The sequence below is a fragment of the Enterococcus sp. HMSC061C05 genome (genome assembly GCF_001814765.1).
Taxonomy (GTDB): domain Bacteria; phylum Bacillota; class Bacilli; order Lactobacillales; family Enterococcaceae; genus Enterococcus_B; species Enterococcus_B lactis.
This window is the reverse complement of sequence record NZ_KV817737.1, coordinates 11,438-25,667: the sequence shown is the minus strand read 5'-3', so window position 1 is coordinate 25,667 and position 14,230 is coordinate 11,438. Positions and strand designations below refer to the sequence as shown.

General features: G+C 37.5%; 15 protein-coding genes and 1 tRNA gene. 14 read left to right on the top strand and 2 right to left on the bottom strand.

The features are described 5' to 3' along the window. Positions 1-103: 103 nt before the first annotated feature. From HMPREF2988_RS05870 to lepB, 3 genes are all read left to right on the top strand, one after another. The gene (locus tag HMPREF2988_RS05870; protein ID WP_070770168.1) at positions 104-583 is read left to right on the top strand and encodes an A-agglutinin attachment subunit precursor; all 480 of its coding nucleotides are present in this window, start codon (positions 104-106) and stop codon (positions 581-583) included. Beyond that, positions 580-1,347: a DUF6681 family protein gene (locus HMPREF2988_RS05865; RefSeq protein WP_070770167.1), complete on the top strand. Its 768-nt coding sequence runs from the start codon at positions 580-582 to the stop codon at positions 1,345-1,347. The genes HMPREF2988_RS05870 and HMPREF2988_RS05865 overlap by 4 nt, the downstream gene beginning before the upstream one ends. A 173-nt stretch (positions 1,348-1,520) precedes the next feature. Then, entirely contained in the window at positions 1,521-2,090 is a 570-nt protein-coding gene (lepB, locus tag HMPREF2988_RS05860; protein WP_002316795.1) for a signal peptidase I, read from the top strand. Between the two features lie 121 nt (positions 2,091-2,211). On the opposite strand, the gene HMPREF2988_RS05855 is transcribed toward lepB, so the two are convergent. Beyond that, positions 2,212-2,814, bottom strand: coding sequence for a class I SAM-dependent methyltransferase (locus tag HMPREF2988_RS05855; protein ID WP_002341188.1), 603 nt, complete (start codon positions 2,812-2,814; stop codon positions 2,212-2,214). Positions 2,815-2,919: 105 nt separating this feature from the next. Here HMPREF2988_RS05855 and HMPREF2988_RS05850 point away from each other — a divergent pair, with 105 nt between their 5' ends. From HMPREF2988_RS05850 to upp, 8 genes are all read left to right on the top strand, one after another. After that, positions 2,920-3,384, top strand: a complete 465-nt coding sequence (locus HMPREF2988_RS05850; RefSeq protein ID WP_002307216.1) for a GNAT family N-acetyltransferase — start codon at positions 2,920-2,922, stop codon at positions 3,382-3,384. A 106-nt stretch (positions 3,385-3,490) separates the two neighbouring features. Beyond that, positions 3,491-4,075: a thymidine kinase gene (locus HMPREF2988_RS05845; protein WP_002291517.1), complete on the top strand. Its 585-nt coding sequence runs from the start codon at positions 3,491-3,493 to the stop codon at positions 4,073-4,075. A gap of 2 nt (positions 4,076-4,077) precedes the next feature. Beyond that, entirely contained in the window at positions 4,078-5,151 is a 1,074-nt protein-coding gene (prfA, locus tag HMPREF2988_RS05840) for a peptide chain release factor 1 (RefSeq protein ID WP_002291519.1), read from the top strand. After that, on the top strand, positions 5,144-5,983 hold the full coding sequence (gene prmC, locus HMPREF2988_RS05835) for a peptide chain release factor N(5)-glutamine methyltransferase (protein ID WP_024635832.1): 840 nt from the start codon (positions 5,144-5,146) through the stop codon (positions 5,981-5,983). The genes prfA and prmC overlap by 8 nt, the downstream gene beginning before the upstream one ends. Before the next feature lie 193 nt (positions 5,984-6,176). Next, complete coding sequence (locus HMPREF2988_RS05830; RefSeq protein ID WP_070770166.1) at positions 6,177-7,202, top strand: L-threonylcarbamoyladenylate synthase; 1,026 nt, start codon at positions 6,177-6,179, stop codon at positions 7,200-7,202. A 165-nt stretch (positions 7,203-7,367) separates the two neighbouring features. Beyond that, complete coding sequence (gene glyA, locus HMPREF2988_RS05825; protein ID WP_070770165.1) at positions 7,368-8,612, top strand: serine hydroxymethyltransferase; 1,245 nt, start codon at positions 7,368-7,370, stop codon at positions 8,610-8,612. A 153-nt stretch (positions 8,613-8,765) separates the two neighbouring features. Beyond that, on the top strand, positions 8,766-9,713 hold the full coding sequence (locus tag HMPREF2988_RS05820) for an alpha/beta hydrolase (protein WP_070770164.1): 948 nt from the start codon (positions 8,766-8,768) through the stop codon (positions 9,711-9,713). Between the two features lie 133 nt (positions 9,714-9,846). Continuing rightward, on the top strand, positions 9,847-10,476 hold the full coding sequence (gene upp, locus HMPREF2988_RS05815) for a uracil phosphoribosyltransferase (RefSeq protein WP_002291540.1): 630 nt from the start codon (positions 9,847-9,849) through the stop codon (positions 10,474-10,476). Positions 10,477-10,613: 137 nt separating this feature from the next. Here the strand turns inward: upp and HMPREF2988_RS05810 are convergent, their stop codons facing one another. Then, a complete protein-coding gene (locus tag HMPREF2988_RS05810) occupies positions 10,614-10,856 on the bottom strand; it encodes a hypothetical protein (RefSeq protein ID WP_002291542.1) in 243 nt (80 codons plus the stop codon). 120 nt (positions 10,857-10,976) lie between these two features. On the opposite strand from HMPREF2988_RS05810, the gene HMPREF2988_RS05805 reads away from it, so the two are divergent. The 3 genes from HMPREF2988_RS05805 (at position 10,977) to acm (ending at position 14,117) form a co-directional block, all read left to right on the top strand. Next, positions 10,977-11,049: transfer RNA gene (locus HMPREF2988_RS05805), tRNA-Thr, on the top strand. Positions 11,050-11,187: 138 nt separating this feature from the next. Further along, complete coding sequence (locus tag HMPREF2988_RS05800) at positions 11,188-11,487, top strand: bacteriocin immunity family protein (RefSeq protein ID WP_002291543.1); 300 nt, start codon at positions 11,188-11,190, stop codon at positions 11,485-11,487. Positions 11,488-11,951: 464 nt separating this feature from the next. Further along, the gene (gene acm, locus HMPREF2988_RS05795) at positions 11,952-14,117 is read left to right on the top strand and encodes a collagen-binding MSCRAMM adhesin Acm (RefSeq protein ID WP_179189337.1); all 2,166 of its coding nucleotides are present in this window, start codon (positions 11,952-11,954) and stop codon (positions 14,115-14,117) included. Positions 14,118-14,230 lie beyond the last annotated feature (113 nt).

The following is a 14,230-nucleotide window of genomic DNA, read 5'->3' as shown; positions in this document are numbered from 1 at the left end:
AAGAAAAAAATAAAGAATTTATGGTAGAAATAAGGTAGACTGTATAATTTGTCCGTAGTAAAGTAAGGAAACAAGAATAAATTTCAATGAAGGAAGAGATAAGATGCGAAAAGTAGCACCTATTTTGAAGCCAATCGCTGTATTAACAATCTCGACGATTGTCGCGACTACTACAGGTATTGTGAATAGTTCCAGCTACCGTGCACCAAGTTCAAGTTCTAGTACTGTAGAAGAAACAACACCAACTACTTCAGTCTCGACATCTGAACCAACAACAACGGAAAGTTTGAATGAAACCACTACGACAAGTACATGGGACGATACAACAACTAGTTCGTCGTATGATGAGACATATACAACTGACAGCTCAAGCGAAACAAGTAATACGGTACAAGATGGCACTCCATCGGATTCAACCAATCCAAGTACAAGTCCGGATACAAGTGCTAGCTCCGAAACGATACCAAGCAGTACGACTGTAGATGATAACACGCAAAATGATGATGCAGCACGTACAGCACAGCAAAACCAAGATTCAGGAAATACCCAAACGTATAACCAGCAAGCAGGTGATTCTCAATGACATTTTTACTAGACCTTATCAACGGGGTGCATAAATTCCTTGGCTATTTAGACATCAGTCCTAAATATCTTAACCGTGGATATACGATTTTAAGTGTGATTCCCACGCTTTATTTATTGAGAATTGTTTATGGACTTTGGCAAAACCAAAACTATCTTCAATTTTTCTTATATGGACTTGCATTTCTAGTGCTTGTTTATTTTACTGTTTTAAATGTATTTTATTACTTTTTAGATAAAAACACGAAAGCCGATGTCACGCAGCTTTTTGTGAAGTATTTGCCTGATGAAGCGTTCAACATCCAGACAGAAGAAACGATCAATAATGGAAATTCGATCGATAAAGTGAATACACAAGAGGTCATGGTTTCGTATGACGAAGATTACCAATTGAAATTAGCCGAGAATATGCGGTATTTGATTGGAAATGGTGAGATCAAAACAAATGAACTCGGTCGCATGGATGGATTTTTGGTCGACAGAAATACATTGTATCCTTATTACTATGTCAAGAAAACAGGTGAGAAAGAGTATGTTCTAAATATTGGACGAAGCTACTCGGACATGGAAAAAGTAGGGACCATTCGACTGAGCTCAACAGAAGACACATTGGAACCTGTCGGATTGTTCATCGTTGGCGGTGATTTTGTCAAAGACGGGTTGCGTTATCATGAGCCTTATCGCCTGAAATTAATTGCAAAAAAAGCACAAACACAAGAAGAACAAGTTGTTTATAGTCGGAGCCAAAGAAGAAGACATTCATAAGGGGATGTGACATGACTTTTGTCATGCCCCTTTTTTATATAACGAGAAAAATAGAACGAACACGTCACTTATTCTTTCCTTTCATTTATAAACATTGTAGAATAAAGAGAGTACAACGAAATATCGTAAAAAAATGTAATAAATAACGAGGAAATATAAGTAGGAGGTAAGCTGTGAAAGAATTTTTGAAAAATTGGGGGATTCTGATCCTTGTATTAGCGGCTATTTTATTAGCTAGAGTGTACGTGTTTACACCAGTCACTGTAAACGGACATTCGATGGACCCTACATTAAGTGATGGACAACGACTGATTTCATCTAAAATCTCGAACTATGAACGAATGGACATTATTACTACGAAGGAACCAGGGGATGAAGAACGAATGATCGTTAAACGAATCATTGGTATGCCTGGGGACACAGTCAAGATGGAAAATGACCAGTTGACCATTAATGGCAAAAAGTATGATGAGCCTTATCTAGATAAGTTCAAAAAAGAATTTTCAGAAGATAAGTTACAAGGAGAGTATGCTTATAGTTCAGGGTTCCAAGCACAAGCAGAAAGTGCCTCTACCTTTACGAGCGATTTTGAATATACTGTGCCGAAAGGAAAGTATCTTGTTCTGGGGGATAACCGTTTGATTTCAAAAGACAGCCGAATGTTTGGGTTAGTCGACAAAGATATGATCCAAGGCAAAGTTGTTTTCCGCTACTGGCCTCTTTCAGAAATCAAAATCATTTGATGAAAAAATAAAAAGAAGAGGTTGTGACAGAAGTGGTCAGCTTCAAGAAATAAGAAGCTGCTTTTGGAACACCGTTTAAACGAAAAAAGAAGCTGTGACATATTTTTGTCACAGCTTCTTTTTAATCTTTTTGGCTGATGGATAAGAAAAGCGACGCATGTTTATTCATGAATAGCTTTTCTCCACGATGAAAAGTATGACTAGCAGTAGAGACAAAGCCAGTTTTTTTCAATCGATCGTTCAATTCTTCTTGGGTAAAACCATTATGGACTTTCGGATGACTGATTTGTTCATTCTTGTCAAAATCTACAATAATCAGTTGACCGCCAGGAGCTAAAAGTTCGTAAAGTTTCATGAGAATAGTCTCTGTATCGGGAATGTGCAAAAGTACGAGTGATAGAAGGATTACATCTGCTTGGACAGCAGGAAATTCGACAGAGGCATCAGCGTGGATCGTGCGGACATTTTTCAGATCTGCTGCTTGGATCTTTTCTTCTGCCATTTTCAACATAGTTTCTGAAGCATCGGCAATGATCAGTTCTTTGAATCTTTCCGCAAGCGGTAAACTCACAAGCCCAGTTCCGCCTCCATAATCCAGCAGGACTTTTTGGTGGCTGTCGCGCGGTAGATAAGTAGTTAGTTCTTCGCGAATAATTTTGGCTAATGCTTGACGGTCAGGGGAATCATAATGGTTAGCGATGGAATCAAAAATATTTTTTGTCATCAAATAGCTCCTTACATAAAACTTTGGAATTTTAACTTATTATAGCACGTGAAAAGAAAGAAAACATGCTATACTCAATTCAAAAAGGGAGAATCTAGAAAGAATATGCCGATATCGTTTGTAAAAGATAGAGAGGAAAAAGGAAAGTGTGTCCGAGAAATATTACTAGACTTGCCTGAGTGGTTTGGGCTTCCTGAATCAACGGAAAAATATATCGAGGAATCAAGTAAACTACCTTTATGGTGTGAAAAAAGAAAAGAAGAATATTTAGGCTTTATCACTCTTTCACAGACAAGTGAAGATACTGCCGAAATCTATTGTATGGGAATAAAAAAAGACTATCATCACCAAGGATTAGGAACAAAACTTTTTAAAGAAGCAGAAGGTTACGCAGCAAAACATTACAAATATTTGCAAGTGAAGACTGTAGACGAGGGGCACTACTCTATATATGATCAAACTATTTGTTTCTACGAATCATTAGGATTTTCAAGGTTGGAAGTTTTTCCAAATTTATGGGATGAATGGAACCCATGTTTAGTTCTTGTCAAAAAGTTGGAACAAAAGTAAGCAAGGGATTTGAACGATAATCTGTGCTTGATGAAAATTCTCACTGTAAAAAATGTTGAAAATCAAGTATAATACCATAGGAACAAACTGGAAGGTGAAAAAGAGCATGGCACAACTATTTTTTAAGTATGGCGCAATGAATAGCGGCAAGACGATCGAGATCCTAAAAGTCGCACATAATTATGAAGAACAAAATAAACCAGTTGTCTTGATGACAAGCGGTATTGATACGAGAGATGGTTTAGGCGTTGTTTCAAGCCGAATCGGACTGAAACGTGAAGCAATGCCGATATTTGAAGAAACAGACGTATTTGACGTGATTCAGAACATGGAAAGCAAACCCTATTGTGTGCTGATCGATGAAGCGCAGTTCTTAAAAAAGAAACATGTCATTGCTTTTACGAGAATCGTGGATGAATTGGATATTCCGGTTATGGCGTTTGGTTTGAAAAATGATTTTCGAAACGAGTTATTTGAAGGATCAAAATATTTATTGCTTTACGCAGACAAGATTGAAGAAATGAAAACGATCTGTTGGTTCTGCCACAAAAAAGCAATCATGAATTTACATTATATTGATGGAAAACCTGTCTATGAAGGCGATCAAGTGCAAATTGGCGGAAATGAAGCTTATTACCCCGTTTGTCGAAAACATTATTTTCATCCATCAATGATTACAGAAGGAGAATAAGCATGTACGATCAATTACAATCAATTGAAGACCGTTATGAAGAGCTTGGAGAACTTTTAAGCGACCCAGAAGTGATTTCTGATACAAAGCGCTTTATGCAGCTTTCAAAAGAAGAAGCAAACACGCGCGAAACAGTCGAAGTTTATCGTCGTTATAAAGAAGTAGTACAAGGAATCACCGATACAGAAGAACTGCTTGGTGAAAAACTGGATGATGAAATGGCTGAATTAGCAAAAGAAGAATTATCTGAATTAAAAAAAGAAAAAGAAGTCTTAGAAGAAAAAATCAAGATCCTGCTTTTACCAAAAGATCCAAATGACGATAAAAATATCATCATGGAAATCCGTGGAGCAGCAGGTGGAGACGAAGCAGCCTTATTCGCGGGTGATCTTTTCAATATGTACCAAAAGTATGCTGAAGCGCAAGGTTGGAAAACAGAAGTGATGGAAGCGAACGTTACCGGAATCGGTGGATACAAAGAAGTGATCATGATGATTACCGGAGAGAATGTTTATTCGAAATTAAAATATGAAAGTGGTGCACACCGTGTCCAACGTGTTCCTTCAACTGAATCGCAAGGGCGTATCCATACTTCCACAGCAACAGTTGTCGTGATGCCAGAAGCTGAAGAAGTAGAGATCGATATTGAAGACAAAGATATCCGTACAGATATCTATCATGCTTCAGGTGCTGGCGGACAGCACGTCAATAAAACAGCATCTGCTGTACGTTTGACTCACTTACCAACAGGGATCGTCGTTGCTATGCAGGATGAACGTTCTCAGATCAAGAACCGTGAAAAAGCAATGAAAATCTTGCGTGCTCGTGTGTATGATAAGATCCAACAAGAAGCACAAAGTGAATATGATGCCAATCGAAAATCAGCAGTCGGAACTGGGGATCGTTCAGAACGGATTCGGACATATAATTTCCCGCAAAATCGCGTGACTGATCACCGGATCGGATTAACTATCCAAAAATTAGATCAGATTTTAGCAGGGAAATTAGATGAAATCGTTGATGCATTGATCATGTATGATCAAACATCAAAACTGGAAGCTATGCAAAATGGGTAAAATGACCTATCGAGAAGTCCTGTCACGGGCTTCTTCTTTTTTAGAGGATCATGGAAAAGAAGCATACAGTATCCAATTTTTATTTTTGGAACGGAAACAATGGAAAAAACTTGATTGGCTCCTTCATATGAACGAAGAGATTTCAGAAGAAGAACAACAGTTGATCGAAACAGATTTGCGACTTCTGCTTGCAGATCATCCGCCTCAGTATTTGCTAGGATATGCAGATTTTTATGATCATCGGTTGAAGGTAACCGAAGCAACACTGATTCCTCGACCAGAAACAGAAGAGTTAGTGGCGTGGTGTTTAGACGAGACGCCTGATGTACCATTGGAAGTGATAGATATTGGGACAGGTACTGGGGCGATTGCTATTAGTTTGAAAGCAGCAAGAAAAAATTGGCATGTATCTGCCGTAGATCTTTCTGAAGAAGCGTTAGAAGTCGCGAAAGAAAATGCTCAGCACGAAGGAACGAAAATCAGTTTTTACCATGGGAATACATTGGAACCAGTACAGGATCGGCGATTTGATGTGATTATTTCTAATCCGCCGTACATCAGTCGGAATGAATGGGAACTGATGGATGAAAGTGTCCGGTCATTCGAACCTAAGATGGCCCTTTTTGCGGAGAACGATGGATTAGCTGTTTATGAAAAAATAGCAGTTGAAGCACCAAGCGTACTAAAACCAAATGGAACGATTTTTTTAGAAATCGGATTTCGCCAAGGTGAAGCAGTAAAAAAAATATTTCAGCAAGCATTTCCAGATAAAAAAGTAGCGATAAAAAAGGATCTTTTTGGTAATGAACGAATGATCCAAGTCTACAGTTGAAGTTGTGGATGAAAAAATTTTTATTTGTTTTTTTATTATAAAAAAACACTAATTTGACAAGGATGTAAACGACTTTTTGGCTTATCAACAAGTTTATCCACTATTGACAAATGGATTATCCACAGTCAGTGGAAAACTTGAGGATAAAGTTGGATAAAACAAGAATGTATGAAAAAGGGGTTGTGGATAAACTGTGGAAACGAAACGTTATGATGAAACTGAATTAAAAGAGGCAGCCAAAGCACTGAAAGCAGGAGAACTTGTTGCTTTTCCTACTGAAACAGTGTATGGATTGGGCGCCAATGCTCTATTGCCCAATACTGTCAAGAAAGTGTTTTCTGTAAAAGGAAGACCTCAAGACAATCCATTGATCGTCCATGTCGCCTCTTTTGAACAAGTAAAAGAGTATGTGGACAACTTTCATCCAGAAACAGAGAAGATTGTGAAGAACTTCTGGCCTGGACCACTAACTTTGATATTTAAAATCAAAAAAGACACCTTGCCCTCAGTTGTAACAGGAGGATTATCCACAGCTGCATTTCGTATGCCGGATAACAAAAAAACACTAGAAGTAATCGAACTTTCAGGGGTTCCGCTTGTCGGTCCAAGTGCAAATACGTCGGGAAAACCAAGTCCGACAACTGCAGATCATGTATTCCATGATCTACAAGGAAAAATTACCGGGATCATTGAGGATGGAGCTACGCGAATTGGTGTAGAATCCACTGTTCTTGATTTAAGTAATCCAACAGCCATGCCTATGATCTTACGACCAGGTGCAGTAACGAAAGAACAAATCGAAGCAGTCATCGGATCTCCTGTTGCTGTTGATCAGCATCTTGTAAAAGAAAATGAAACACCAAAAGCGCCTGGGATGAAATACAAACACTACTCACCCGATACACGTGTTCTGATGGTCAGAGATGGCGATTGGTCAATTGCAGTTCAATGGGCAAAAAATAAGAAGATCCGTGCAGGTGTCATAGCAAGCCCCGAAATTGCGGATCAAGTGCGGACAGATACTGCAGCTGTTTATATGTATAACGACAACTCAGTAGAAGCGGCGGCTAAAGGATTGTTTGCAGGTCTAAGAGGATTAGATGAACCAACACTTGGATTAGATTTGATTTTTGTACAAGTATACCCAGAAACTGGATTGGGGAATGCTTATATGAATCGCTTGAAAAAAGCAGCTGGGCAAAATTATTTTGAAAAATGATCAATTGGTTATTGCCGCATTCTTTTAGTATGATACAATGCTATCAAGTAAATCTTCTATCAGTGAACGAAAAACGAAGTGTAAATAGAAGAGATACGAATATTTGGCAATTTGTTTTTGATGGGAAAAATAAAATTGTAGGAAAATAAAAAGGAGCTGTTGTTTGTGGTAGATTACAAAACGTTTGACCCTGATCTTTGGGCTGCGATCGCCAAAGAAGAAGAAAGACAAGAACATAATTTGGAGCTGATTGCCTCTGAAAACTTTGTCTCCGAAGCAGTGATGGCTGCGCAAGGAAGTATTTTGACAAATAAATACGCAGAAGGCTATCCAGGGCATCGCTATTATGGTGGATGTGAATTTGTCGACATCGTTGAAAATTTAGCGATTGACCGTGCAAAAGAATTATTCGGAGCAAAATTTGCGAACGTCCAACCTCACTCCGGCTCTCAAGCCAACACGGCTGCTTATCTCGCTTTGGTAGAACCAGGGGACACGATCTTAGGAATGGATCTTTCCGCAGGCGGACATCTAACACATGGATCACCAGTCAACTTCAGTGGCAAAACCTATCACTTTGTTGCTTACGGTGTTGATCCGACAACAGAAGTTATTGATTATAATGTGGTACGTATTTTAGCTAGAAAACATCAACCAAAATTGATTGTAGCAGGTGCCAGTGCTTACGGACGAACGATCGAGTTTGCGAAATTCAGAGAAATTGCAGATGAAGTAGGCGCAAAACTGATGGTAGATATGGCACATATCGCAGGATTAGTAGCAGCAGGACTTCATCCTAATCCAGTTCCTTATGCAGATATCACAACGACTACCACTCACAAAACATTGCGCGGACCTCGAGGCGGCATGATTTTGACAAACGATGAAGCATTAGCGAAAAAAATCAATAGTGCGGTCTTCCCTGGTATTCAAGGCGGACCTCTAGAGCATGTGATTGCTGGGAAGGCAGCGGCATTCAAAGAAGCACTAGATCCTGCATTTAAAGAATATAGTGAACAAATCATTGCCAATGCAAAAGCAATGGTCAAAGTATTCAATCAAGCAATCGGAACAAGAGTCATTTCAGGAGCGACAGATAATCATCTGATGCTGATCGATGTTCGTGAGTTAGGTATAAATGGAAAAGAAGCAGAGAGTATTTTGGACAGTGTGAATATCACGGTAAATAAAAACTCGATTCCTTTTGAAACACTAAGTCCATTCAAAACAAGCGGCATCCGAATTGGTACACCAGCAATCACTACTCGCGGATTCAAAGAAGAAGATGCTGTAAAAGTGGCTGAATTAGTTGTCAAAGCATTACAAGCAAAAGGCGACAATGCTCAACTAGACGAAGTCAAAACAGGTGTACGCGAATTAACTGAAAAATTTCCATTGCACAAAAAATAAAAATTTAAATTCCATATAAAACAGAAAAGTTCAATGCTGGACTTTTCTGTTTATTTTTTTGGAGAAAACGGATTCTTTGACAATATCGATGATGCTCTCTAGTATATGAGATGTAATTTTAGTCTTCACATTAAATCTCAGGGAGGAAAAGTCATGACTGATCGTATCTCGTTAGAAAAGGAAGCCATAGCATTCAGTGATGCAAATGCACCTCATCCGCGAATCTATGAACTAGCACCGGAAGAAGGAAGAGCATTACTGGAAGAAGTACAAGAATCACCTGTGAACAAATATTCCGTTGATATTGAAGACTTGATGGTAGATACTGGCGAATGGGGAAAAATCAATATTCGTTTTGTACGACCAGAAGGAAATATAGATAAATTACCAGTTATTTTTTATATCCATGGAGCTGGTTGGGTCTTTGGCAGTGCTCAAACCCATGATAAATTGATCAAAGAACTTTCGGTCCGCACGAATTCTGTCGTTGTCTTTCCAGAATATAGTCGATCACCTGAAGCGAAATATCCAACAGCAATTGAACAAAATTATGCTGTGTTGCAACAGCTGAATAAATTAGCCAAGTCAAAAAATCTGGATCTCGAGAATCTAATTGTTGCAGGAGATTCAGTAGGTGGTAACATGGCTACAGTCATGACGATCTTAACAAAAGAACGAAAAGGGCTCCCAATATCTAAACAATTGCTGTATTATCCAGTTACCAACGCTGATTTTGATACAGATACCTATCATGAATTCGGAGAAAACTATTTTTTGACGAGAGATGGAATGAGATGGTTTTGGGATCAATATACGACGAATGAAGAAGAACGTGCTGAAATCACAGCTTCGCCTTTGAGAGCAGACCTGAATGAACTAAAAGATCTACCTCCAGCAATGATTTTGACAGGAGAAGCGGATGTATTAAGAGAGGAAGGCGAGGCTTATGCACGCAAACTTCGTGATGCAGGGGTTCCTGTTACACAAGTACGCTTCCAAGGAATCATCCATGATTTCGTCATGGTAAATGCTATGGATCAGACAAAGGCAGCGCGTGCAGCAATGGCATTATCTACTTCTTGGATCATGGAAAAAGAATAAGCTTTGCTTGTCAGCAGGAAAACTTCTTTTCAAAAAAGGATTTTCTTAGGAAAAATGGCGAGTTTGACTAGTCAATCACTTGATTTTGTTTTACAATTAAAAAGAAACGACAGAACAAAGGAGAGCTTAAAAAATGGGCAAATTTCAAGTGATCGATCATCCATTGATTCAACACAAACTAACTATTATTCGGGACAAAAACTGCGGAACAAAGGTTTTTCGTGAAGTAGTCGATGAAATCGCTATGTTGATGGCATATGAAGTATCACGGGATATGCCGTTGGAAGACATCGTGATCGAAACACCGATCACTGAAACAACACAAAAAACGTTGTCCGGTAAAAAAGTAGCGATTATTCCAATCTTGCGTGCAGGTATCGGAATGGTTGATGGTATCTTGGAATTGATTCCAGCTGCTAAAGTGGGCCATATCGGTCTTTATCGAGATGAAGAAACATTTGAGCCACATGAATATTTCGTCAAACTTCCAGAAGACATTGATGCACGTCAGTTGTTTGTAGTAGATCCAATGTTGGCAACAGGCGGATCAGCAATCATGGCAATCGATGCATTGAAAGAACGTGGCGCGTCGAACATCAAATTCGTTTGTTTGGTAGCAGCACCTGAGGGAGTAAAAGCTTTGCAAGAAGCGCATCCTGATATTGATATCTATACAGCTTCTCTAGATGAAAAATTGAATGAACATGGTTATATCGTTCCTGGACTAGGGGATGCGGGTGACCGTTTGTTTGGTACAAAATAAGTGAAAATGAAAAAGGATGTGACACAACTTTTGTCACATCCTTTTTGGTCATTTTTAATGTTTGAGGCAGAGCAGCTTTTTCACAGCTTTCGTTTGTATATAAAAAAACCATCCCAAAAATGCAGAGATGGTCAAATTCAAATCTTTTTAAGTTCTTTGTAGTTAACGATTACTACACCCTTGCTTTGCGTCATCAAGTTCGCATTTTCTGCAGTTTCATCAATCTCAACAACAGCGGAATTTTTCAATTGTTTTGAAATCGTTCCAGTTTGCGGCTTGCCGTGAATCGTGAACATTACGTGAGTATTGATCTTGAATTTTTCACCAATTTCCGATGGTACGATAGTTGTATCAAATTTTCCAAAAGTTGCCATTTTCATAAAACCTGCCTTTCACATCAATTATACCACGTTTTATGAAAAATATCATGAAATTAAACTAATTTTCCATCGAACTCTTTACAATCAGCCAAATAGAGTATATAATTTCTTTTGGATAAGGCCAGCTTAGCTCAGTTGGTAGAGCAACGCACTCGTAACGCGTAGGTCGTAGGTTCGATCCCTATAGCTGGCATAAAGCAAAAGACAGATACCCTGATCGGGTATCTGTCTTTTTTATTTATGTCTGTGTGATTTAAAAACCATTAAAAATAGCGTATACTTTGTTTATAGAATGTAGTGGGGAGAAATATATTTCTGGGAGGAAATCGTGATGTCTAAAAGTGAAGAAATAGAAAACATGGTACTAAAATTATATGATCTCGTTTTAAATCCAGAGATCAATGAAAAGGAACGTATACTTCTGATAGAAGCAAAAACAGGCTTAGAAAAAGGTCAGTATTATCCTAAAGTCATGAATAATTTGGAACGTAGTTTACGTCCGTTAGCAATCAAGGGAGAATTGTCTAAACCAGTCTCACCGTTTTATATGGAGATATCAACAATAGGAAAATTTGAAAAAGAATTAGGTCGAGGAATGGCTTCGGCACCGATTACTTTTGGGCATTTATAAAAATGGATTATTCATCTCAATGAATTAAAAAGTAGCGTCAATCACAGAATACAGGCTAAGTTCGTTTATTTGAACAAAGTCTGTATTTTTTATATTGTGTTTTATTCTTTATTTAACATAAAAACAGCTGTTATAAAATAATAATGCTAATTAAAAGAATATTTTATGCAACTATAGTTATTTATGCACGTTGCATTTTTGTAAGTTAAAAATTGGAAATATAGATTGAAAAAATGAAAGCAATAAGTAAAATAAAATGAATATATGCGAAAAAATAATTTACATTAGGAAAAACCTTGTAAAAACAGTTTTTTGGCATATTTATTTTTTATAAATATTTGTAAAATAACTATCAATTTTTTAGTTAAAAGATTGGAAATGAGTGGGGGAGGAATTGAAGAAAAGATTTTTGAGAGATGATATGGTAGGTTTTATTTTTAGTTAAAATAGGGGAGATAGAAAAAATGAAAAAGTGTAGAAATATTATTTTATCAATGTTATTTATTATTACTAATATAACATCACTGATTCCTGTTCATGTCTATGCGGATGCAGGCAGAGATATCAGCAGTAATGTCACTTCGTTGACCGTGGATCCAACGAATATTACAGATGGAGGAAACATAAAAGTAAAATTCTCGTTTGACGAAAAAAAACAAGACATCCAGCCAGGTGATTATCTTTGGATCAATTGGCCAAGTGAAGGAAATATTCGCGGTGAAGGATTTCAAAAAGAAATCCCATTAATGATTGAAAATAAAAATGTTGGAACTTTAACGGTCAGAAAAGATTCTGCACAGGTTGTATTTAATGAAAATATTAAAAACATAGACTCAGTAGAAGGTTGGGGGCAATTTGAGATACAGGCCAGAAACGTAACCGATACCGGTGAAGAAAATACGGGACCATTCACCGTGACGAGCGGTGACAAAACGGCTACTGTAAATGTGACAAAGCCAGCTTCTGGTTCTTCTTCTAGCGTTTTTTATTATAAAACAGGAGACATGCTTCCTGAAGATACTGAGCACATTCGATGGTTTTTGAATATTAACAATGACGGCACTTACGTTGAACAACCAGTTAAAATCAGTGATGAAATCCAAAGTGGACAAAGATTAGATCCAAGTACGTTTGAAATTAATCAAATACACTTAGGTGAACAGAAAGTTTACAGAGGAGAAGAGGGAATCCAACAATTTTTACAAGATTTTCCCGGCGCTACATTTGATTTTTCAGTAAATGATAATTATATTGAAATAACTATACCAAAAAACTTTGTCAATCTTAGGAAAATAATGGTGAGTTATAAGACGATTATAGAAAACCCAGAACAAACAAGTTTTGAGAATCATTCGAAAGCTTGGTATAAAGAAGTTAATAAACCTGCTGTTGATGGAGAAAGTTTCAATCATACAGTTAAAAATATTTCAGCTTCTGGTGGAGTCAATGGTACAGTTAGAGGCGAATTGAAGATTTTCAAATATATCAATGGCACAGAGATTGGTATCCCAAATGTGACTTTCGAATTAAGACGAGCAGATGAACAGCCTATTCAAGGACAGTCTAGTATCCTATTGACTTCGAATGAACAGGGAGAAGTTAGTATCAAAGGTCTGCAAGTAGGAGATTATGTTGTAAAAGAAAAAGAAGCACCCAATTGGATTGATTTTGATCCACTAAGTTCAAATGAACTCAAATTCTCCATAAACGAAAATGATACAGAGGGAGTCAGTTTACCTATTTATAACAAGAAAAAGGTTACGAACATCACAGCAACTAAAATTTGGAACGGTGGAACCACTCCCAGACCAAGTATTTATTTCAAATTATTCAGAGCAAGTACAAACAATTGGGAACCAGTTCCTGATGCAGAAACAAAACGATTAGACAATGGAATAACTTCAGTGACTTGGGAAGATATCCAACAGTATGATGATAGCGGAAACGAATATACGTTTAAAGTGCAAGAAGTAGACCAAAACGGAAATGATTACGTCCCTTCAGGTTATCAAAAAATTGAAAACGGGCTAGTCGTTACCAATGAGAATAAAGAAGTCATTTCAGTCTCAGGACAAAAAACATGGGAAGACAATGAGAATCAAGACGGCAAACGACCGACAACAATCACAGTGAATCTATTAGCCGACGGTCAACCGATCCAACACAAAGAAGTCAGTGAAAAAGATGATTGGCGCTATCGTTTCACGAATCTGCCAAAATACAAAGACGGGCAAGAAATCATCTATACTGTAACGGAAGACAACGTGCCAGAATACAGTACGACGATTGAAGGGTATAACATCAAAAACAGTTATATACCGGGCAAAACAAATATAGCTATACCAGGTAACCACATAAAACCGTGGAAAAATTTTCCAGAGAAGACAGAGAGAGAAAAAATTAGAAATCTATTCTCTCAAAAATTGCAAATATTTGCTCATACAGGGGAATCTAGCGAACAAAGAACCAATTATATTAGTAAGAGAGCTGTACCTAAACAGATAACAAATAAATCAAAAAGCATTCTTCCTAAAACAAGTAGTAAAAAATCTAGTTTCGCTGTAATCATTGGTTTATTGATAGTAACTATCTGTACTGGGATATTCTTACAAAAATATAAAAAAGTTTAGATAGAATAATTTTTGTTATTCAGGATATAATATTTCTTGTTAAATATGACTGAAAGCAAAAGAATAAAATTCCGCTTTATAATTGAAAAGAGCGTGGGACAAAAGTAAAGAAC

Bases quoted from the DNA above. Each gene is read 5' to 3' on its own strand.
- HMPREF2988_RS05845 (WP_002291517.1), top strand. From the start codon at position 3,491: ATGGCACAACTATTTTTTAAGTATGGCGCAATGAATAGCGGCAAGACG.
- HMPREF2988_RS05800 (WP_002291543.1), top strand. From the start codon at position 11,188: ATGTCTAAAAGTGAAGAAATAGAAAACATGGTACTAAAATTATATGAT.
- HMPREF2988_RS05855 (WP_002341188.1), bottom strand. From the start codon at position 2,814: ATGACAAAAAATATTTTTGATTCCATCGCTAACCATTATGATTCCCCT.
- HMPREF2988_RS05870 (WP_070770168.1), top strand. From the start codon at position 104: ATGCGAAAAGTAGCACCTATTTTGAAGCCAATCGCTGTATTAACAATC.
- HMPREF2988_RS05850 (WP_002307216.1), top strand. From the start codon at position 2,920: ATGCCGATATCGTTTGTAAAAGATAGAGAGGAAAAAGGAAAGTGTGTC.
- acm (WP_179189337.1), top strand. From the start codon at position 11,952: ATGAAAAAGTGTAGAAATATTATTTTATCAATGTTATTTATTATTACT.
- prfA (WP_002291519.1), top strand. From the start codon at position 4,078: ATGTACGATCAATTACAATCAATTGAAGACCGTTATGAAGAGCTTGGA.
- HMPREF2988_RS05810 (WP_002291542.1), bottom strand. From the start codon at position 10,856: ATGAAAATGGCAACTTTTGGAAAATTTGATACAACTATCGTACCATCG.
- HMPREF2988_RS05865 (WP_070770167.1), top strand. From the start codon at position 580: ATGACATTTTTACTAGACCTTATCAACGGGGTGCATAAATTCCTTGGC.
- prmC (WP_024635832.1), top strand. From the start codon at position 5,144: ATGGGTAAAATGACCTATCGAGAAGTCCTGTCACGGGCTTCTTCTTTT.
- upp (WP_002291540.1), top strand. From the start codon at position 9,847: ATGGGCAAATTTCAAGTGATCGATCATCCATTGATTCAACACAAACTA.
- HMPREF2988_RS05820 (WP_070770164.1), top strand. From the start codon at position 8,766: ATGACTGATCGTATCTCGTTAGAAAAGGAAGCCATAGCATTCAGTGAT.